At 70.3% G+C, this 17,681-nt stretch carries 15 protein-coding genes; 12 read left to right on the top strand and 3 right to left on the bottom strand.

What is annotated here, in order from left to right; all coding sequences use genetic code 11:
• Positions 1-8: 8 nt before the first annotated feature.
• Genes EAH86_RS04080 through EAH86_RS04070 form a run of 3 tightly spaced genes read right to left on the bottom strand, consistent with a single transcriptional unit; the run spans position 9 to position 3,124 of the window.
• Positions 9-803: a DeoR/GlpR family DNA-binding transcription regulator gene (locus tag EAH86_RS04080; protein ID WP_140737290.1), complete on the bottom strand. Its 795-nt coding sequence runs from the start codon at positions 801-803 to the stop codon at positions 9-11.
• Between the two features lie 43 nt (positions 804-846).
• Positions 847-1,851 (bottom strand): 4-hydroxythreonine-4-phosphate dehydrogenase PdxA, encoded by a 1,005-nt coding sequence (gene pdxA / locus EAH86_RS04075; RefSeq protein WP_140737289.1) that lies wholly within the window; start codon positions 1,849-1,851, stop codon positions 847-849.
• Between the two features lie 19 nt (positions 1,852-1,870).
• The gene (locus tag EAH86_RS04070; RefSeq protein WP_161988559.1) at positions 1,871-3,124 is read right to left on the bottom strand and encodes a four-carbon acid sugar kinase family protein; all 1,254 of its coding nucleotides are present in this window, start codon (positions 3,122-3,124) and stop codon (positions 1,871-1,873) included.
• Between the two features lie 228 nt (positions 3,125-3,352).
• Between EAH86_RS04070 and EAH86_RS04065 the strand changes: the two genes are divergently transcribed.
• The 12 genes from EAH86_RS04065 to EAH86_RS04010 all read left to right on the top strand — a co-directional run bounded on the left by EAH86_RS04065 (position 3,353) and on the right by EAH86_RS04010 (position 17,581).
• Positions 3,353-4,984 carry an ABC transporter substrate-binding protein gene (locus EAH86_RS04065; RefSeq protein ID WP_241668169.1) on the top strand — a complete coding sequence of 544 codons (1,632 nt, stop codon included), beginning with the start codon at positions 3,353-3,355 and terminating at the stop codon, positions 4,982-4,984.
• Between the two features lie 3 nt (positions 4,985-4,987).
• Positions 4,988-5,920 carry an ABC transporter permease gene (locus EAH86_RS04060; protein WP_140737287.1) on the top strand — a complete coding sequence of 311 codons (933 nt, stop codon included), beginning with the start codon at positions 4,988-4,990 and terminating at the stop codon, positions 5,918-5,920.
• Positions 5,920-6,819 (top strand): ABC transporter permease, encoded by a 900-nt coding sequence (locus EAH86_RS04055; protein WP_140737286.1) that lies wholly within the window; start codon positions 5,920-5,922, stop codon positions 6,817-6,819. Before EAH86_RS04060 ends, EAH86_RS04055 begins: the two co-directional genes overlap by 1 nt.
• Positions 6,819-7,760, top strand: coding sequence for an ABC transporter ATP-binding protein (locus tag EAH86_RS04050; RefSeq protein WP_140737285.1), 942 nt, complete (start codon positions 6,819-6,821; stop codon positions 7,758-7,760). Before EAH86_RS04055 ends, EAH86_RS04050 begins: the two co-directional genes overlap by 1 nt.
• A complete protein-coding gene (locus tag EAH86_RS04045; protein WP_140737284.1) occupies positions 7,757-8,647 on the top strand; it encodes an ATP-binding cassette domain-containing protein in 891 nt (296 codons plus the stop codon). Before EAH86_RS04050 ends, EAH86_RS04045 begins: the two co-directional genes overlap by 4 nt.
• On the top strand, positions 8,644-9,621 hold the full coding sequence (locus EAH86_RS04040) for an aldo/keto reductase (protein ID WP_140737283.1): 978 nt from the start codon (positions 8,644-8,646) through the stop codon (positions 9,619-9,621). Before EAH86_RS04045 ends, EAH86_RS04040 begins: the two co-directional genes overlap by 4 nt.
• A 61-nt stretch (positions 9,622-9,682) precedes the next feature.
• Complete coding sequence (locus EAH86_RS04035; protein ID WP_425325211.1) at positions 9,683-10,426, top strand: HpcH/HpaI aldolase family protein; 744 nt, start codon at positions 9,683-9,685, stop codon at positions 10,424-10,426.
• The gene (locus tag EAH86_RS04030) at positions 10,423-11,643 is read left to right on the top strand and encodes a sialidase family protein (protein WP_194150729.1); all 1,221 of its coding nucleotides are present in this window, start codon (positions 10,423-10,425) and stop codon (positions 11,641-11,643) included. Before EAH86_RS04035 ends, EAH86_RS04030 begins: the two co-directional genes overlap by 4 nt.
• Positions 11,640-12,404 (top strand): SDR family oxidoreductase, encoded by a 765-nt coding sequence (locus EAH86_RS04025; RefSeq protein WP_338325223.1) that lies wholly within the window; start codon positions 11,640-11,642, stop codon positions 12,402-12,404. Before EAH86_RS04030 ends, EAH86_RS04025 begins: the two co-directional genes overlap by 4 nt.
• Positions 12,405-12,502: 98 nt before the next feature.
• Positions 12,503-15,268, top strand: coding sequence for a pyruvate dehydrogenase (acetyl-transferring), homodimeric type (aceE, locus tag EAH86_RS04020; protein WP_140737281.1), 2,766 nt, complete (start codon positions 12,503-12,505; stop codon positions 15,266-15,268).
• Positions 15,269-15,407: 139 nt separating this feature from the next.
• Positions 15,408-16,295, top strand: a complete 888-nt coding sequence (locus tag EAH86_RS04015; RefSeq protein ID WP_140737280.1) for an NAD-dependent epimerase/dehydratase family protein — start codon at positions 15,408-15,410, stop codon at positions 16,293-16,295.
• An 89-nt stretch (positions 16,296-16,384) separates the two neighbouring features.
• Positions 16,385-17,581, top strand: a complete 1,197-nt coding sequence (locus tag EAH86_RS04010; RefSeq protein ID WP_140737279.1) for a PucR family transcriptional regulator — start codon at positions 16,385-16,387, stop codon at positions 17,579-17,581.
• Positions 17,582-17,681 lie beyond the last annotated feature (100 nt).

Raw genomic sequence — 17,681 nt, 5'->3', positions numbered from 1 at the left:
TGGCCCACTCAGGCCCCGGTCTGCTCCTCCACGGTCTCGACGACAACGACCTCGACGCCCGCTGCGCGGAAGATCCGGACCTGCTCGACGGGGGCGGTGTCGTCGGTGACCAGGGTCCAGTGCGTCGGCATCACGGCCCAGGCGTGGAACGGTGCCTGGCCGAGCTTGGCGCCGTGGGCCAGCACGTAGACGTGGTCGGCCCGGCTCATCATGAGCTCCTTGAGCCGGGTCTGCTGCAGGTCCTTCTCGCAGATCCCGCGGTCGGCGCGCACGCCGTCGGCACCCATGAACGCCCGGTCGAACGACATCCGCTCGAGGGCAGCCTCGGTGACCGGACCGACGAAGCTCTGGCTGACGGTGCGCAGCCGCCCCCCGAGCAGGATGACCTCGATGTCCTCGGCGTCGGCGAGCACTTCGAGAGAGGTGAGGCCGATGGTCGAGACCGACAGGTCGCGGAAGTCCTTGAACTCCTCGGCCAGGGCGGCGTTGGTCGAACCGCCGTCGAGGATGACGTTCTCGCCGGGGACCACCTGGGTGGCCGCCCAGGCAGCAATGGCCTGCTTGGCCTCGTGGGCCTCCCCCAGCCGCTGGCGCAGCGTCGCCTCCGGGTGCGGCTCGAGGCTGAGCGCGCCGCCGTAGGTGCGGGCGAGCTTGCCCTGGGTGGTGAGCAGGGCCAGGTCCCGGCGAATGGTCGACGCGGTCACCCCGAACCGCGCCGACAGCTGCTCGACGCTGGTCAGCCCGTGGGAGGCGGCGAGCCTGGCGATCTCGTCGCGACGCTTCTCAGATCTCAACCGTGCCATCAGTCGCGCACCCTATCCGACATCGTCACGTCACCGGCTGGATTCAGACAGCAGACGGCGTCGGTGCCATCTCGGCCGCGAGCCGCAGCGCCTCCACCATCGAACGGTGGTCGGCGATGCCCTTGCCGGCGATGTCGAAGGCGGTGCCGTGGTCGACCGACGTGCGGATCACCGGGAGACCCACGGTGATGTTCACGCCCGCCTCGAGACCGAGGATCTTGACCGGTCCGTGGCCCTGGTCGTGGTACATCGCGACGACGAGGTCGTAGTCGCCCCGACCCGCGAGGAAGAACAAGGTGTCAGCCGGCAGCGGGCCGACCACGTCGATGCCATCCGCCTGGGCCGCCTTGACGCCGGGCGCGATCTTCTCCTCCTCCTCGCCACGGCCGAACAGGCCACCCTCACCGGCGTGGGGGTTGATCCCGCACACGCCGATCTTGGGCTCGCTGACGCCGGCGTCCACGAGGGCCTGGTGGCCGCGGCGGATGGTGCGCTCGACCAGGCCGGGCTCGATCCGCTCCACGGCGTCGATGAGGCCGATGTGGGTGGTCACGTGGATGACCCGCACCCGGGGCGTGGCGAGCATCATCGAGACCTCACTGGTGCCGGTGAGCTTGGCGAGGAGCTCGGTGTGGCCGGGGAAGATGTGCCCGCCCGAGTGCAGTGCCTCCTTGTTGAGCGGCGCGGTGCAGATGGCCTGCACCTCGTGCGCCATCGCGAGCTCGGACGCGACCCGCACATAGTGGTATGCCGCATCGCCGGCGACCGGAGAGAGCGCGCCGAACGGCAGGTCCTCGGGGATCAGGCCGAGGTCGATGACGTTGATCCGGCCGGGCACGAACTCGCACTCGGACACGTCCGTCACCGTGACGATGTCGGGCTGCAGCCCGACGAGCTCGGCGGCGCGGCGCAGCCGGGCAGCATCGCCCACGACGACACAGTTCGACCGCCCTGCGCACTCCGGGTCGAGCAGGGCACGGACGATCACCTCGGGGCCGATGCCGGCAGCATCCCCCATCGTCACGGCAATGCGGGGCAGTTCAGTCATCGTGGCTCCTTGGTCGGGTTCAGCGGTGGAGATCGGTGGACGGGTGGCCGTCGAGGAACGGCGCCAGGGCATCGAGGAGGGAGCTGGTCGAACCGTGGCTCCCGGGTCGGGTGAGGACGACCGGGCCGTCGGGGGTGTGCGAGCGCACGACCTCGGCGCTCGTCGCGACGGGGCGCAGTCGGTCCACCCCGATCGAGGTGAGCACGGCGTGCGCGGTCTCGCCCCCGGTGGCGAGCAGGACCGTGGCCCGACTCGTGGCGGGCCGGGCGGCGGCGGCGAGGGCGGTGCTGAGCCGACGGGCAGCCGACGGGTCGACGTCCGCGGTGTGGTCGATGGCGACCACGAGGCCAGCGCCCGAGAGCGCCTCCTCGACACGTGTCCGGGCCTGCGCCGGCGCAGTCAGCAGCTCGCCGGGGTCGAGTCTCAGCACGGGCAGGCCGAGGTCCGTGAGCAGGGCGACCTGGGCGGCGATCGTGGGAGCCGCGGAACCGACCACCGCGACCACGACGTGCTGCGGCTCGCTGGAAGAGCGGACGGGCGGCTGTGCTGGGGCGTCGTCCGGCTGTGCTGGGGCGTCGTCAGCGTCGAGCCGCCTCGCGACGGCCGCGACGAGGGCGGCAGATCCCACGAGCAACGGTGTGTCCAGCACGGTCGAGGCTGCCACGACCGCGTCGAGGTCGGCGTCCGTCTCGGCATCGCACAACGGCGCGGCTCCGCAACGTGCCGCGTCGGCCAGCGCGGCGCGCAGCCGGGGCCCGTCGCGCACCACCGAAAGGGGCACGGTGACCGGATCCAGGCCGGCCAGGACGTCGGCGACGGTGGCGGGGGCGTCCGCTTCCTCGGCGTCCCACAAGGTGGTGTCTGCCAGTGGACGGCCGTGCACCAGGGGCTGGCCGTCCACGACGGTGCGGCCCGCGGAGGGCAGGGCCGTTGCGACGACTGGGGTGGCGCTCAGCAGAGCTGCGAGCGCGCTTACCTCGGCTAGGATGTTGCCGCGCAGGAGGGAGTCGACCTTCTTGACTACCCGCGCCCCAGCGGCCCCAGTCCCGGCCCGGGCGACGCAGCGTGCAACTTCAGTCCCGGCGGCCTCGGCTGCCAGGTGACGGCTGTCCGTGTCGAGCACCACTACTCGAGGCGAGTCGTCAGGGGCCACGTGGTTGTGGTCGGCCGCACCAGAGACCAGCACCGTAATGCGCGTTGTGCGCAACAGGAAGGTGGCTGCTGACTCGGCCGCGCCGGAGAGATCATCGGCCACGATCAACTGTTCGAGCACCGGCAACCTCCTTCGAGTACTTTGAACTCTCTTATACGGCAACATCATTGATGCCGTACGCCGATGCGATGTTCTCGCTGAACCCGTGTTCACGATCCGGTATCGAGATATTTCTGACGCGAATGACGCTACAGGTATTGCGCACAACGCGCAACTGTGTCAGGGTTCGGAAAGCAAGACATGGCGCCCGACGACAGGGCCGCTCAGAGACTTCAAGGAGGAAGTTCGATGACCCACAACATCCCCATGGGTGGCACGAGCGGCGCCGAGGTGGTGGCTGAGGGCGGCGTGTCCCGCCGCTCGATCCTGCAGCTGGCCGCGTTCCTCGGAGCCGGCACCCTGCTCGGCCCGACCCTCGTGGCGTGCGCCGGCCCGCAGAGCACCAGTGGCGGTTCTGCCAGCGGTGGCACCGGCGGCAAGCTGAGCATCACACTCAACCGCAACCTGGTGAGCCTGGACAACAAGCTCAACCAGTACGACGCGGCCGTCACCGTCCAGCGCGCCGTCCGGCAGGCCCTCACGCGGATCGGTCTGGACCTCAAGCCCGAGCTGGTCCTCGCCAAGTCCTTCAAGCAGACCTCCCCCACCGTGTGGACCGTGGCCCTGCGCGACGACATCCACTACTCGGACAAGTCACCGGTGACCGTGGCCGACGTCGAGACCGCCATCAAGCTCTACTTCCAGGTCAAGGCCGGCTACGTCGCCTCCCAGTTCCCCGAGCAGCCGACCTTCACCAAGGTCGACGACAAGAGCTTCACCCTCACCACCACGAAGCCCGTGGTGACCCTCAACTCGCTCATGTCCAACATCCTCATCACGCCGGCGGCCGCCAACAAGGCGGAGGAGCTGCGCGACGGCCTCGGCTCAGGACCCTTCACGGTCGCTGCCGCCGACTCCGGCACCGGCACCTACCGCCTGGTGCGCAACGAGAACTACTGGGGAGAGAAGGCCCTCCTCGACGAGGTCAACGTCAGCTACCAGGAGGAGGAGGGCGCACGCGTCATCGCCCTCACCTCCGGCCAGACCGATGTCATCGACACGATCACCCCCGAGTCGGCGGCGAGCCTCAAGTCGAACAAGGACATCGAAGTCCTCCAGACCAAGGGCACCCGGCTGATCCACCTCTTCTACAACTTCCGCAAGCCTGCTGGGCACCCCCTCAGCAAGGCCACCGTGCGCGAGGCCCTCTCGCACGCGATCGACCACGACGCCCTGATCAAGTCGCTCATGGCCGGACAGGTGACCTCCGCCGAGGGTGTGGTCCCCAGCACGCTCGAGGGCTTCGCCCAGACGGGCACCTACACCTTCGACGTCGCCAAGGCGAAGTCGATGCTCGCCGCAGAGGGTGTCTCCGGGCTCAAGCTCCGAGCCATCTGGGAGGACTCGGAGTTCGCCGGTGCGGCCCGCGTCATGGAGGCCATCGTCGGCATGCTGGCCGACGTCGGCGTCGCCCTCGAGCTCAAGCAGATCCCCAAGGGTGGCGACATCAACGCCTGGCGTCGCGGAGAGGCCGGAGACTGGGACATCCTGGCCAACGGCTACGGCAACCAGACCGGGCTCGCCATCACCAACCTCCAGGGGCAGTACGGCGGCACCGCGGCGAAGGAGAAGACCCGCGACACCTACCACGGGTTCGTCCACCCCGAGGTGACCTCCCTGCTCGACGCGGCCTCGCAGAACCCCGACGTGGCAGCGCGCAACGCCCAGCTCAAGGACGCCCAGGAGAAGATCTGGGCCCTCTGGCCGGCGATGTGGGCCTGGACGCCGAACAACCTGCTCGCCCGTCGCAAGCGGGTCACGACGCTGGACCTGTCGCCCGGCAACTTCTACGACCTGTCCACGGTCAAGGTCTCCGGCTGAGCCATGCGCCGCTACGTCCTCAAACGGGTCGTGCAGACGATCCTGACCGCCTGGTTCACGGTGACGGTGGTGTTCGTACTACTTCGGCTGGCGCCCGGCGACCCCGCGGTCAGCTACGCACCACCCAACCCGAGCTCCGAGCAGCTCGAGGCGATCCGGCGCGAGTTCGGGCTGGACCAGCCGCTGCTCAGCCAGTACTGGACGTTCCTCACGCACCTCCTCCACGGTGATGTCGGCCAGTCCTTCCAGTTCCGGCAGTCGGCCCTGACCGTCGTGCTGGAGCGGCTGCCCTACACGATCACCCTCGCCGTGGCGGCGATCGTCATCACTGCGGTGCTGGCGATCCCGCTCGGCGTGTGGATGGCCCGGCGGGCCAACACGGCCGGCGAGCTGGGCGCCAACATCGCGACCATCGCCGGTCAGTCGATGCCGGACTTCTGGATCGGCTTCGTCCTGCTGATCGTGTTCGCGGTGAACCTCCAGTGGTTCCCGTCCTCAGGCTTCACGTCGATCTCCTCGCTGGTGCTGCCCACGCTCACGATCGTCGTCCTCCAGGTCGCCCTGATCTCGCGTCTGGTACGACGTGAGATGTCGGTCAACCTCAACGCGTCCTACGTGACCATCGCCCGGTCTCGCGGAGTGTCCGAGCGTCGGCTCACCTGGCGCTACGCGTTCTCCAACTCCGCGATCCCCGTGGTCACCGCCCTCGGCACCCGGTTCGCGGCCATGCTGAACGGCGTGGTCATCGTGGAGGTCGTCTTCCGGTGGCCGGGCGTCGGTCAGCTCGTCGTCGACGCCCTCGAGCGCCGCGACCTGCCCGTCATCCAGGCCACCGTGCTCGTGACCGTGCTGCTGGCGCTGTTCGTCCAGCTCGCTGTCGACCTGATCTACCCACTGCTCGACCCGCGGGTCAGGCTCGGAGAGGGGGCCCGCTGATGGCCTTGGACCAGACCGCCCCACCGACCGCCGTGACCCCACGGCTGCTGCGCCGCTCGGCCGCGGCACGTCGGGCGAGGCACAGCACGATCAAGATCTGGCTGGGCGCGATCTGTGCGTCCATCATCATCATCCCGGTCGCCCTGGCTCGGGTCCTCCCGCTGCCGGACCCGGTGCGCGGCGTGCTGCGTGACAGCTCGCTGCCGCCCCTGTCCGACGGCCACCTGCTCGGCACCGACCCCAACGGTCGCGACCTGCTCTCCCGGATCCTGTTCGGCGGTCAGACCAGCCTGGTCATCGGCCTGCTGGCCATCGTGATCTCCGGGCTCGTCGGGATCGTCCTCGGAGCCGTGGCCGGCTACTACGGCGGCTGGGTCGACACCCTCGTCTCGCGAGCCCTCGAGGCGCAGATGTCGCTCCCGCTGCTGCTCATGCTGCTGCTCGTGGTGGCCCTCTTCGGCCCGTCGATCGCGGTGATCACGCTCGTCATCGCGGTGGCCCAGTGGCCCGAACCAGCCCGACTGACACGGGCCCTCGTGCTCGTCGAACGCGAGAAGCCCTACGTGGCAGCGGCTCAGGTCCTCGGCCTGCGCCGACCGACCGTCATCGGCCGCCACATCATCCCCAACATCCTCCCGCAGGTGCTCGTCGTGGTCTTCCTCCTGCTGGCCCAGGCCGTCCTGCTCGAGAGCGCCCTGAGCTTCCTCGGTGCCGGTGTCCAGCGGCCCTACCCCACCTGGGGCGGAATCATCTCGGACGGCCGTGAGCTCTTCGTGACCGGCAAGTGGTGGCTCGTGACCATCCCCGGCATCGCCATCGCGTTGCTGGTCATCGGCGTGAACCTGCTCGGAGACGGGCTGCGGGACCGCACTCGTCGGGCCAAGGCGGGTGACTCCTGATGGCCGTCCTGACCGTGAGTGACCTGGTGGTCGAGCTGATCACCCCCCGCGGCGTGATCCGTGCCGTCGACGGTGTCAGCTTCGACATCGACGCCGGCGAGACGGTCACCATCATCGGTGAGTCGGGCTCCGGCAAGTCGACCACCGCGATGGCCCTGCTACGACTGCTGCCCGACGACCTCGCCGTCATCTCCGGATCGGCCCAGATCGACGGCCAGGACGTCGTGGGGACCCGCAAGCACATCGGTGGGATCCGGGGCCGCTCGGTGGCCCTCATCCCCCAGGACCCGATGACGGCGCTCAACCCGATCGCGACGATCGGCCAGCAGATGGTCGAGGCCATCCGGCACGCCCACGGGTCGCTGTCCAAGGCGCAGGCCAGGGAGCGCGCCCTCGAGCTGCTCCGGCAGGTCCACCTCAGTGCGCCCGAGCGACGGGTCAAGTCCTACCCGCACGAGCTCTCCGGCGGCATGCTCCAGCGGGTGCTCATCGCGATGGCGCTGTCCACCGAGCCGCGTCTCATCGTCGCCGACGAGCCCACCTCGGCCCTCGACGTGACCGTGCAGGCCGGCATCCTCGACCTCCTCCTGGAGATGCAGGAGCGCACCGGGGTAGCGGTCCTGCTGATCACGCACGACCTGGGCGTGGCCCGGCTCATGAGCGACCGGATCCACGTCATGCACCGGGGACGGTTCGTCGAGGACGGGGACGTGGAGCAGGTGGTCGACAACCCGCAGCACGAGTACACCCGCAACCTCCTCGCCGCCATCCCCGAGCTGGGCGCGTGGGACGACCCCGAGGACCCCGACCACCCGGACTACATCGACCCTGTTGCCGAGACCGCCGCACCCGCGACGGACCCGGCTGCCGAACCCGCCGCACCCACGACCAGGCCCGAGCAGGCCGGCATACCCGCCACCAAGGGAGGGCCCCGACCATGAGCACGACCCTGAGCCAGCACGACGTGTCACCAGCCGCCAGTGGCACCCCGCTGCTGGACGTCTCCGGACTGGTCGTCGAGTACCGCCGTGGCGGCGAGACCTTCCGGGCCGTTGACGACGTGTCCTTCTCGATCGCGCGCGGCGGTTGCCTCGCCGTCGTCGGCGAGTCCGGCTGCGGAAAGTCCACGATCGCCAAGGCGCTGGTGCGCCTCATCAAGCCGACCGCCGGTTCGATGACCTTCGACGGGACGGACCTCGCGACCGTGTCGGAGCGGGACCTGCGCCCGATGCGGCACCGCATCCAGATGGTCTTCCAGGACCCCTACGGATCGCTGGACCCGCACCTGACGGCGCAGCAGATCGTGGCCGAGCCGATGGCGGTGCGCGGCGAGCGCTCCGCCACGGTGCGCAGGCAGCGGTCGGCCGAGCTGATCGACCGGGTCGGCCTGCCGACCTCGGCCCTCCAGCGCAAGCCCCACGAGTTCTCCGGTGGGCAGCGCCAGCGCATCGGCATCGCCCGCGCCCTCGCGTCCGAACCCGACCTGCTGGTCCTCGACGAGGCGACCAGCGCGCTCGACGTGTCAGTGCAGGCGCAGGTGCTCGACATCCTCGCCCAGCTGCGACGCGACACCGGGCTGACCTACCTGTTCATCTCGCACAACCTCGGTGTCGTGCGGGCGATCTCGGAGGAGGTGCTCGTGCTGCGCGCGGGGAAGGTCGTCGAACGCGGCGCCACCGAGCAGGTGCTCGCGGCCCCGTCCGACCCCTACACCCGCCGGTTGCGCCGCTCCGCGCTCGAACCGTCGCGGATGGTGGGTCGCAAGCCGCGCGAGGTGGTCCGCGGGATCGCCGCGGCCCGGATCGCCGAGAGTGCAGCGAGCGCATGAGGTCCACCGACGTCCCTGGTCTGCCGACACCCTTGCCACAGCTGGTCCTCGGGACCATGACCTTCGGCGACACCGCCGACGCGACGACGTCGAGGGCCATGGTCGATGCCGCCCTCGAGGCCGGCCTCACCTCCCTCGACACCGCCAACGGGTATGCCGCGACGCGCACCGAGGAGATCCTCGGCGAGGTCCTCGCAGGCCGGCGTGAGCAGGTGTCCCTGGCCACGAAGGCCGGTATCTACGCCGGTGACGCCGGAGGCAACCCACTGTTGTCCCGCAAGGGGATCCGGTCCTCGCTCGAGGCCAGCCTGCGCCGGCTCCGGACCGACCACGTCGACCTCTTCTACCTGCACCAACCGGACCGCACCGTCACCGTCGACGAGACCGCAGAGGCCCTCGCCGAGGTGGTGTCCGCGGGGCTCGCCAAGGCCGTCGGTGTGTCCAACTTCGCCGCCTGGCAGATCGCCGACCTGACGGTGGCCTGTGAACGGGTGGGCGCCCCACGTCCCGTCGTCGCCCAGCAGCTCTACAACCTCGTCGCCCGCCGGGTCGAGGACGAGTACGCCGAGTACGCCACGACCCACGAGCTCGCCACCATCGTCTACAACCCGCTCGGCGGTGGCTTGCTCACCGGTCGGCACAGCTTCGACGCCGACCCGGGCGACGGTCGGTTCGGCTCGTCCGCGCTGTCGAGCATGTACCGGGACCGCTACTGGAACCGCAGCCTCTTCGAGGCGGTCGACGCGCTGTCCACCATCGCCTCCGACGCCGGCGTGGGGCTGCCCGAGCTGTCCCTGCGCTGGCTGCTCTCGCGACCCCTGGTGACGTCCGTCCTGCTGGGCGGGTCCAAGCCCGACCAGCTGCGGGCCAACATCGCTGCCGCCGAACGCGGCCCGTTGCCTGTCGACGTCGTCGCCGCGTGCGACGAGGTCGGTGCCACCCTGGCCGGTCCGATGCCCGCCTACAACCGATAGGAGCACCGTGAGTTCCCCTGAGCAGCAGCCACTTCCGACCGCCCAGGACTTCACCCGGAGGGTGGGTGGACGCGAGCGCGCGGTCGGCTACTGGGTCGTCCTCGACGCCCCCGTCGCCACCGAGCGGATCGCCCGGCTGGGCTACGACTACGTCTGCCTGGACGCCCAGCACGGCCTGCTCGGCTACAGCGGCCTGCTCGCAGGGCTGATGGCCATCGACGCCGGCCGCTCGTGCGTAGGCCTGGTCCGGGTGGGTGCCAACGACCCCTTCCACATCGGCCAGGCCCTCGATGCAGGTGCTGCCGGAGTCATCGTCCCCCTCGTCAACACCGCTGACGACGCCCGTCGGGCCGTGGCGGCTGCGACCTACCCGCCCACCGGTATCCGGTCCTACGGGCCGATGCGGTCCGGGCTGCGGATCGGTCCGGTCCCTGCGGAAGCCAACGCCGCAGTGTCCTGCCTGGCCATGATCGAGACGCCCGAGGGCCTGGCCAACGTCGAAGAGATCTGTGCCGTGCCGGGACTGACCGGCATCTACGTCGGTCCCTCCGACCTCTGCCTCGCCGTCGGTGGGGCGTTCCCGGGAGACCCGGCGGTGGCGGACGAGTTCGAGGCGGCGCTGCAACGGATCAGCGCGGCTGCGGAGGCTGCCGGGGTGGCAGCCGGGATCCACACACCCTCGGGATCCGACGCGGCCCGCCGGCTGGATCAGGGCTACACCTTCGCGACGGTCTCGTCCGACCTGGTCCACCTCGAGCGAGCCGCGGCAGAGCACCTGGCGGCGGCCACCGGCGCGGCGACGTGAGCGCGCCCGCCACCCTCGTCACGGACGGTGTGCTGCGCGCCCGGGAGACTGAGGACGGCCTCGAGGAGACCTTCCTCCCGGCGCCGACGGTGCAGTCCCACGCGGCCAACCTCACGGTGCTCGGCGACGGCAGCCTCGGCTGTGTGTGGTTCGGGGGCACCCAGGAGGGTGTGGCCGACATCGACGTGTGGTTCTCCCGGCTGGAGGAGGGAGCCGACGTGTGGACCGAGCCGGTGCGGCTCTCGGGCGACCCCACCCGCTCGGAGCAGAACCCCCTCCTCTTCCCGGCCCCCGATGGCCTGCTGTGGCTCCTGCACACGGCCCAGCACGCCGGCGACCAGGACACCTCGTTCGTGCGGGTCCGGACCTCCGGGGACCACGGGCGCACGTGGAGCGAGTCGCGCACCCTGCTGGAGAGCGACCGCGGTGGCGTGTTCGTCCGCCAGCCCCCTGTCGTCCTCCCGGACGGGACCTGGGTGCTGCCGACGTTCACCTGCGTCCGCGTGCCGGGCGAGAAATGGGTCGGTGACAGCGACACGAGCAGCGTGTGGGTGTCGACCGACGAAGGCGTCTCGTGGGCGGAGCGGGAGGTGCCCGGCTCGACGGGTTGCGTCCACATGAGCATCGTCCCCCTCAGCGACGGCAGGTATGCCGCGTACTACCGCAGTCGGTGGGCCGACCACGTCTACCGGAGCGTCTCCGACGACGGTCTCGAGTGGTCTCAGCCGCAGCCCACGGAGCTGCCGAACAACAACTCCTCGATCCAGGCAGCATCGCTGTCCGACCGCCGAATCGGGTTGGTGCTCAACGAGAGCAGCCGGCTCGACGCCGTTGCCCGCCGCGTGTCGCTCTACGACGAGATCGACGACCACGGGATCAGCGACTCCCCGGTTGCCGAGCCGCAGGCCGCCACGCCCGAAGAGCTGGCAGAGGTCCGTGGTGCCTTCTGGGGAGCCCCCCGGGCGCCGCTGACGCTCGCGGTCTCCTCGGACGACGGACAGACCTGGCCGGTGCGGTGGGTCCTCGAGGACGGTGACGGCTACTGCCTGAGCAACAACTCGCGCGACGGCGTGAACCGCGAGCTCAGCTACCCGTCGGTCTGCCAGGACGCGACGGGGACGGTCCACGTGGCCTACACCTACCACCGCCGGGCCATCCGCCACGTGCGGATCTCCGCGTCCGCGCTCGAGGCGCGGACCGGCATACCCTCGCCGTGAGCTCGGCTCCCGACACCATGCGACCTCGGCGCACCGCCGTCGTCACCGGCGTCAGCTCGGGCATCGGGCGGGCCATCGCCCGCCGTCTGCTCGACGACGGCTGGGCGGTGGTCGGCCTGTCTCGCACCCGGCCCGACCTGCCCGACCGGCCCGACCGGCCAGGGCTGGACTGGCGAGCGGTGGACCTCGCGGGTGACGACGTCGCGAGCGCGGTGGCCGACCTGACCCGGGTCGACGCCCTCGTGCACGCCGCCGGCTTCCAGGAGTCCGGGCCGCTGCGCGACCTCGACCCCGACGCCACGGACCGGATGCACGCGGTCCACGTCGGCGCCGCAGTGCGCCTCGCGTCGTGCCTCGAGGGGCGCCTCGTCGACGGCGGACGCATCCTGCTCATCGGCAGCCGGACCGCCGACGGCGCCTGGGGCAAGAGCCAGTACGCCGCGACCAAGGCTGCACTGCGCGCCCTCGGTCGCTCGTGGGCGATGGAGCTGGCCGGCCGGGGTGTCACGGTGAACGTCCTTGAGCCGGGGCCTACCCTGACGGCGATGACGACCGACCCGCGGCGCGCCGCGACACCACCACGGACCCCGCCACTGGGCCGCCTGGTGCGCGCCGAGGAGGTGGCGTCCTACGCCTCGTTCCTGCTCGAGGAAACCGGAGCCATGGTGACCGGGCAGCACCTCGTCATCTGCGCCGGGGCCTCGCTCGGGGCCGACCCGGCCGGGATATATCTGACGAGCGCTCCGGATACTGGCCAGTAGCCGGATCCCGTTGTGACCGGTACGTCCTTCGGGTGGAAGATGGACGCGGAGGTCGCAGGCAACCCCGCGGCCCTAGGCGCGAGAAAGGACTCACGACCGTGGCCGCACGCGAGGAAGCCGGACCCATTCTCAACGGCATCCCCAGCCAGCTCCCGGACATCGATCCCGAGGAGACCAAGGAGTGGCTCGACTCCCTCGACGGGGTCATCGAGGAAGGCGGTCGGCAGCGGGCTCGCTACGTCATGCTCAAGCTGCTCGAGCGTGCCCGTGAGATGCAGGTCGGGGTCCCGTCGCTGACGGCGACCGACTACATCAACACCATCTCGCCCGAGCAGGAGCCATGGTTCCCCGGCGACGAGGAGGTCGAGCGCCGCTACCGCGCCTACCTGCGCTGGAACGCCGCGGTCATGGTGCACCGCGCGCAGCGCCCCGGCATCGGCGTCGGCGGCCACATCTCTACCTACGCCTCGGCCGCGACCCTCTACGAAGTCGGCTTCAACCACTTCTGGCGCGGTCCCGACCACGCGGGTGGCGGCGACCAGGTGTTCTTCCAGGGGCACGCCTCCCCCGGCATGTACGCCCGCGCGTTCCTCGAGGGCCGCCTCTCCGAGGACCAGCTCGACGGCTTCCGCCAGGAGAAGAGCCACCTCGTCGGGGGCCAGCCGGTCGCGCTGCCGTCCTACCCGCACCCGCGCCTGATGCCGGACTTCTGGCAGTTCCCGACCGTGTCGATGGGCATCGGCCCGATGAACGCCATCTACCAGGCGCAGTTCAACAAGTACCTCCACAACCGCGGCGTCAAGGACACCAGCCAGCAGCACGTCTGGGCGTTCCTCGGCGACGGCGAGATGGACGAGCCGGAGTCGCGTGGCCTGCTCCAGCTGGCCGCCGGCGAGGAGCTCGACAACCTCACCTTCGTCGTCAACTGCAACCTGCAGCGTCTCGACGGCCCGGTGCGCGGCAACGGCAAGATCGTCCAGGAGCTCGAGGCGTTCTTCCGCGGTGCCGGCTGGAACGTCATCAAGGTCGTCTGGGGTCGCGGGTGGGACCCGCTGCTCGCCCAGGACCGTGACGGCGCCCTCGTGCACCTCATGAACACCACCAGCGACGGTGACTACCAGACCTTCCGGGCCAACGACGGCAAGTACGTCCGGGACTTCTTCTTCGGCCGCGACCCCCGCACCCGCGACATGGTCAAGGACTGGTCGGACGAGGACATCTGGTGGAAGCTCAAGCGTGGCGGCCACGACTACCGCAAGGTGTTCGCGGCCTACCAGGCGGCGATGAACCACACCGGGCAGCCGACCGTGATCCTCGCCAAGACGATCAAGGGCTACGGCCTCGGCAGCCACTTCGCCGGCCGCAACGCGACGCACCAGATGAAGAAGCTCACCCTCGACGACCTCAAGGGCCTGCGCGACAGCCTCAAGCTGCCGATCTCCGACGAGGTGCTGGAGCGGGACCCCTACTCCCCGCCCTACTTCCACCCCGGACCCGACGACCCGAGCATCAAGTACCTGCTCGAGCGTCGCGAGAAGCTCGGTGGCCACCTGCCGGTGCGCCGTGTGCAGCACGAGCCGCTCAAGCTGCCCGACCACTCGGCCTACGACATCGTCAAGAAGGGCACCGGCAAGCAGCAGATCGCCACGACGATGGCGTTCGTCCGGTTGCTCAAGGAGCTCATGCGCGACAAGGAGTTCGGCAAGCGCGTCGTGCCGATCATCCCCGACGAGGCCCGCACCTTCGGCATGGACTCGTTCTTCCCGACGATCAAGATCTACAACCCGCACGGGCAGAAGTACACCTCGGTCGATGCGGAGCTGATGCTCGCCTACAAGGAGGCCAAGGACGGGCAGATCCTGCACCTCGGCATCAACGAGGCGGGCTCGATGGCGGCGTTCACGGCGGCCGGCACGTCCTACGCGACGCACGGCGAACCGATGCTCCCGATCTACATCTTCTACTCGATGTTCGGGTTCCAGCGGACCGCCGACTCGATCTGGGCCGCGGCGGACCAGATGGCTCGTGGCTTCCTCATCGGCGCCACCGCAGGTCGCACCACCCTCACCGGCGAGGGCCTGCAGCACGCGGACGGCCACAGCCCGCTGATGGCGGCGACCAACCCTGCCGTGGTGGCCTACGACCCGGCGTTCGGGTTCGAGATCGGGCACATCATGGAGGACGGGCTGCGCCGGATGTACGGCGACGACCCGGAGAACGTCATCTACTACATCACCGTCTACAACGAGCCGATGAGCCAGCCGGCCGAGCCCGAGAACGTCGACCACGAGGGCATCCTGCGGGGCATGCACCTGTTCGCCCCCGGCATCTCCGACGGCCTCCCCGACGAGGCCCCACGCGTGCAGCTGCTCGCGTCGGGTGTCGGCGTGCCGTGGGCGCTCGAGGCGCAGGACCTGCTGCGCAATGACTGGGGCGTCGTGGCCGACGTGTGGTCGGTGACGTCGTGGAGCGAGCTGCGTCGCGACGGCATGGCCTGTGACGAGCAGCGGTTCCTCCACCCCGAGGGTGAGGCCCGCACGCCCTACGTCACCGAGCGGCTCCGCGACACGCGCGGACCGGTGGTGGCGGTCTCGGACTACATGCGCCAGGTGCAGGACCAGATCCAGCAGTGGGTGCCCGGAGACTTCGCCTCGCTCGGTGCCGACGGGTTCGGGTTCTCCGACACCCGTCCCGCCGCGCGACGGTTCTTCCACATCGACGGTCCGTCCGTCGCCGTGCGCGCGCTGCAGATGCTCGTCCAGCGTGGCGAGGTCGAGGGTGGCGTGGCCCGTGAGGCAGCGTCTCGCTACCGGCTGCTCGACGTCACTGCCGGCACGTCCGGCAACTCCGGCGGCGACAGCTGACCCTGGCTGGCCATGCCGATGTGACGAAAGCCCTTGCACGACAAGGTATGCCGCCCACTCAGCCGAGTGGGCGGCATACCTTTCTGTTGGGGTAGGGCTTTCGGTTGGGATAGCGCGCCGGCTGGGGCAGGATGAGGCCATGACCTCCGACTCCGTACAGAACGGCTCGCGCCGCGTCGCCGTCACAGGCTCCACCGGCAAGCTCGGCCGCACTGTGGTCGCCCACCTGGTGGAGCAGGGCTACGACGTGCTGGCCCTCGACCGGACGCGACCCGAGTCCCCCGCGGCGCCGTTCGTCGCGGTTGACCTCACCGACTACGGCCAGGTCTTCGAGGCGCTCTCCGGAGGCGTCGACGAGCACCCGACCCCGGTGGACGCGGTCGTCCACCTCGCCGCGATCCCGGCGCCGGGACTGACCACCAACGCCGCGACCTTCGCGAACAACTCGGCGGCGACCTACAACGTCTTCGCCGCGGCCAAGGCCCTGAAGATCCGCAGCGTCGTCTGGGCATCCAGCGAGACGGTGCTCGGCCTGCCGTTCGACACGCCGCCGCCGTACGCGCCGGTCGACGAGGAGTACCACCCGAGGCCCGAGACGACCTACTCGCTGAACAAGGCGCTCGAGGAAGAGATGGCCCGGCACTTCTGCCGCTGGGACCCTGAGCTGACCATGGTGGGCCTGCGGTTCTCCAACGTCATGGACCCTGAGGACTACGCCGCCTTCCCGGCGTACGACGAGGACCCGTCGCTGCGCCAGTGGAACCTGTGGGGCTACATCGACGCGCGCGACGGAGCCCAGGCGGTCCGGCTCGGGCTGGAGCGCACCGACCCGGGCGTGGAGGTCTTCATCGTCGCCAACGCCGACACGGTGATGTCACGCAGCAGTGCCGACCTGATGGCCCAGGTCTTCCCCGACGTCGAGGTGCGCAAGGCCCTCGACGAGCACGAGACCCTGCTGTCCATCGACAAGGCCCGACGGCTGCTGGGCTACCAGCCAGACCACTCCTGGCGCGACCACGTCGGCTGAAACCACGCGCCACCAGCAGCTTTCCGGGATGGTCGGCTTCCCGCGACGACCACCCCCGGTTGTGGGCGGCATACAAATAGACTGCCGGTATGCCGTCCACCCGCGTCAGCACCTCGACCGCCACCCTGCAGCGGGTCGAGCGGTCCGCCGGTGAGCTCTCGTCGGCTGCGACGCGCCGGGTGGAGGCGACGCACGACTGGTACCGCTCGCTCTCCGCGGAGGACCGCTCCTGGGTCGGCCTGGTCGCCCAGGCGGGCATCGCGGCGTTCATCGCGTGGCTGCGGGACGGCGGCGACCAGACGCCGGTCACCGCCGACGTGTTCGGCACCGCGCCTCGCGAGCTGACCCGCTCGATCACCCTGCGCCAGACCCTCGACCTGGTGCGCTCGGTCGTCGACGTCGTCGAGCAGGACGCGACGGCTCTTGCCGAGCCCGGTGAGGAGCAGGCACTGCGAGAGTCGGTGTTGCGCTACTCGCGCGAGATCGCCTTCGCGGCCGCGGAGGTCTACGCCCACGCCGCCGAGGCGCGTGGCGCGTGGGACGCCCGCCTCGAAGGCCTGGTCGTCGACGCGGTGCTCCGTGGCGAGGCCGACGACTCGATGCAGTCGCGCGCGGCGGCGCTCGGCTGGGGGTCCACGACCAGGGTTGCCGTGATCGCGGGCAGCACGCCTCCGGGAGGCTCAGCGGGAGTCGTGGACGGGCTCCGCCGGGCAGCCGAACGCGCCGGGGTGGACACGCTCGCAGCCGTCCAGGGACGCCGGCTGGTGTGCATCTTCGGCAACGTCGACGACCCGATGGCGGCGGCCCGTGCGGTCGCCGACCACTTCGGCGACGGACCACTGGTGGTGGGGCCGACCGTGCCCCACCTCTTCGCAGCGGGCCGATCCGCTCGGGCCGCCCTGGCCGGCCAGTCCTGCGCCCACGCCTGGCCCGGCGCGCCCCGGCCGGTGACCGCCGACGACCTGCTCGCGGAGCGGGTCCTCGTGGGTGACGCCCCCGCCCGGGCGCTCCTGCTCGACCGCATCTGGCACCCCCTCTCGTCGAGCAGCGGCGGCCTGCTGGAGACGGCATCGGCCTACCTCGAGACAGGGGGTGGGCTGGAGGGGACTGCCCGCGTGCTCTTCGTCCACCCCAACACGGTGCGCTACCGCCTGGGCAAGATCGCCGACCTCACGGGCTACCAGCTCACCGACCCGCACGACGCCCACACCGTGCGGATCGCCCTGGCTCTCGGCAGGCTCAGCCGACCGTTCAGCGCGACACCGAGGCCTCGCACAGGGGTGTGAGACGCGGCACAACCCGCTCCAGGGTCGAGCACGAATTTGTAGACATCCTCCAACAGTCGTCGCCGATGTTCGTGCCAAACGGTCACGCTGACGCCACCGG

This window comes from Pedococcus bigeumensis, assembly GCF_006438965.1.
Taxonomy (GTDB): Bacteria; Actinomycetota; Actinomycetes; order Actinomycetales; family Dermatophilaceae; genus Pedococcus; species Pedococcus bigeumensis_A.
Note: the sequence above shows the minus strand (reverse complement) of the source record. Positions and strands in the feature narration are given on the sequence as shown.

What these genes read in the sequence shown, in the direction of transcription:
- EAH86_RS04055 (WP_140737286.1), top strand. Translation starts at nt 5,920, where the DNA reads ATGGCCTTGGACCAGACCGCCCCACCGACCGCCGTGACCCCACGGCTG.
- EAH86_RS04015 (WP_140737280.1), top strand. Translation starts at nt 15,408, where the DNA reads ATGACCTCCGACTCCGTACAGAACGGCTCGCGCCGCGTCGCCGTCACA.
- EAH86_RS04060 (WP_140737287.1), top strand. Translation starts at nt 4,988, where the DNA reads ATGCGCCGCTACGTCCTCAAACGGGTCGTGCAGACGATCCTGACCGCC.
- EAH86_RS04065 (WP_241668169.1), top strand. Translation starts at nt 3,353, where the DNA reads ATGACCCACAACATCCCCATGGGTGGCACGAGCGGCGCCGAGGTGGTG.
- EAH86_RS04010 (WP_140737279.1), top strand. Translation starts at nt 16,385, where the DNA reads ATGCCGTCCACCCGCGTCAGCACCTCGACCGCCACCCTGCAGCGGGTC.
- EAH86_RS04080 (WP_140737290.1), bottom strand. Translation starts at nt 803, where the DNA reads ATGGCACGGTTGAGATCTGAGAAGCGTCGCGACGAGATCGCCAGGCTC.
- EAH86_RS04040 (WP_140737283.1), top strand. Translation starts at nt 8,644, where the DNA reads ATGAGGTCCACCGACGTCCCTGGTCTGCCGACACCCTTGCCACAGCTG.
- pdxA (WP_140737289.1), bottom strand. Translation starts at nt 1,851, where the DNA reads ATGACTGAACTGCCCCGCATTGCCGTGACGATGGGGGATGCTGCCGGC.
- EAH86_RS04050 (WP_140737285.1), top strand. Translation starts at nt 6,819, where the DNA reads ATGGCCGTCCTGACCGTGAGTGACCTGGTGGTCGAGCTGATCACCCCC.
- EAH86_RS04045 (WP_140737284.1), top strand. Translation starts at nt 7,757, where the DNA reads ATGAGCACGACCCTGAGCCAGCACGACGTGTCACCAGCCGCCAGTGGC.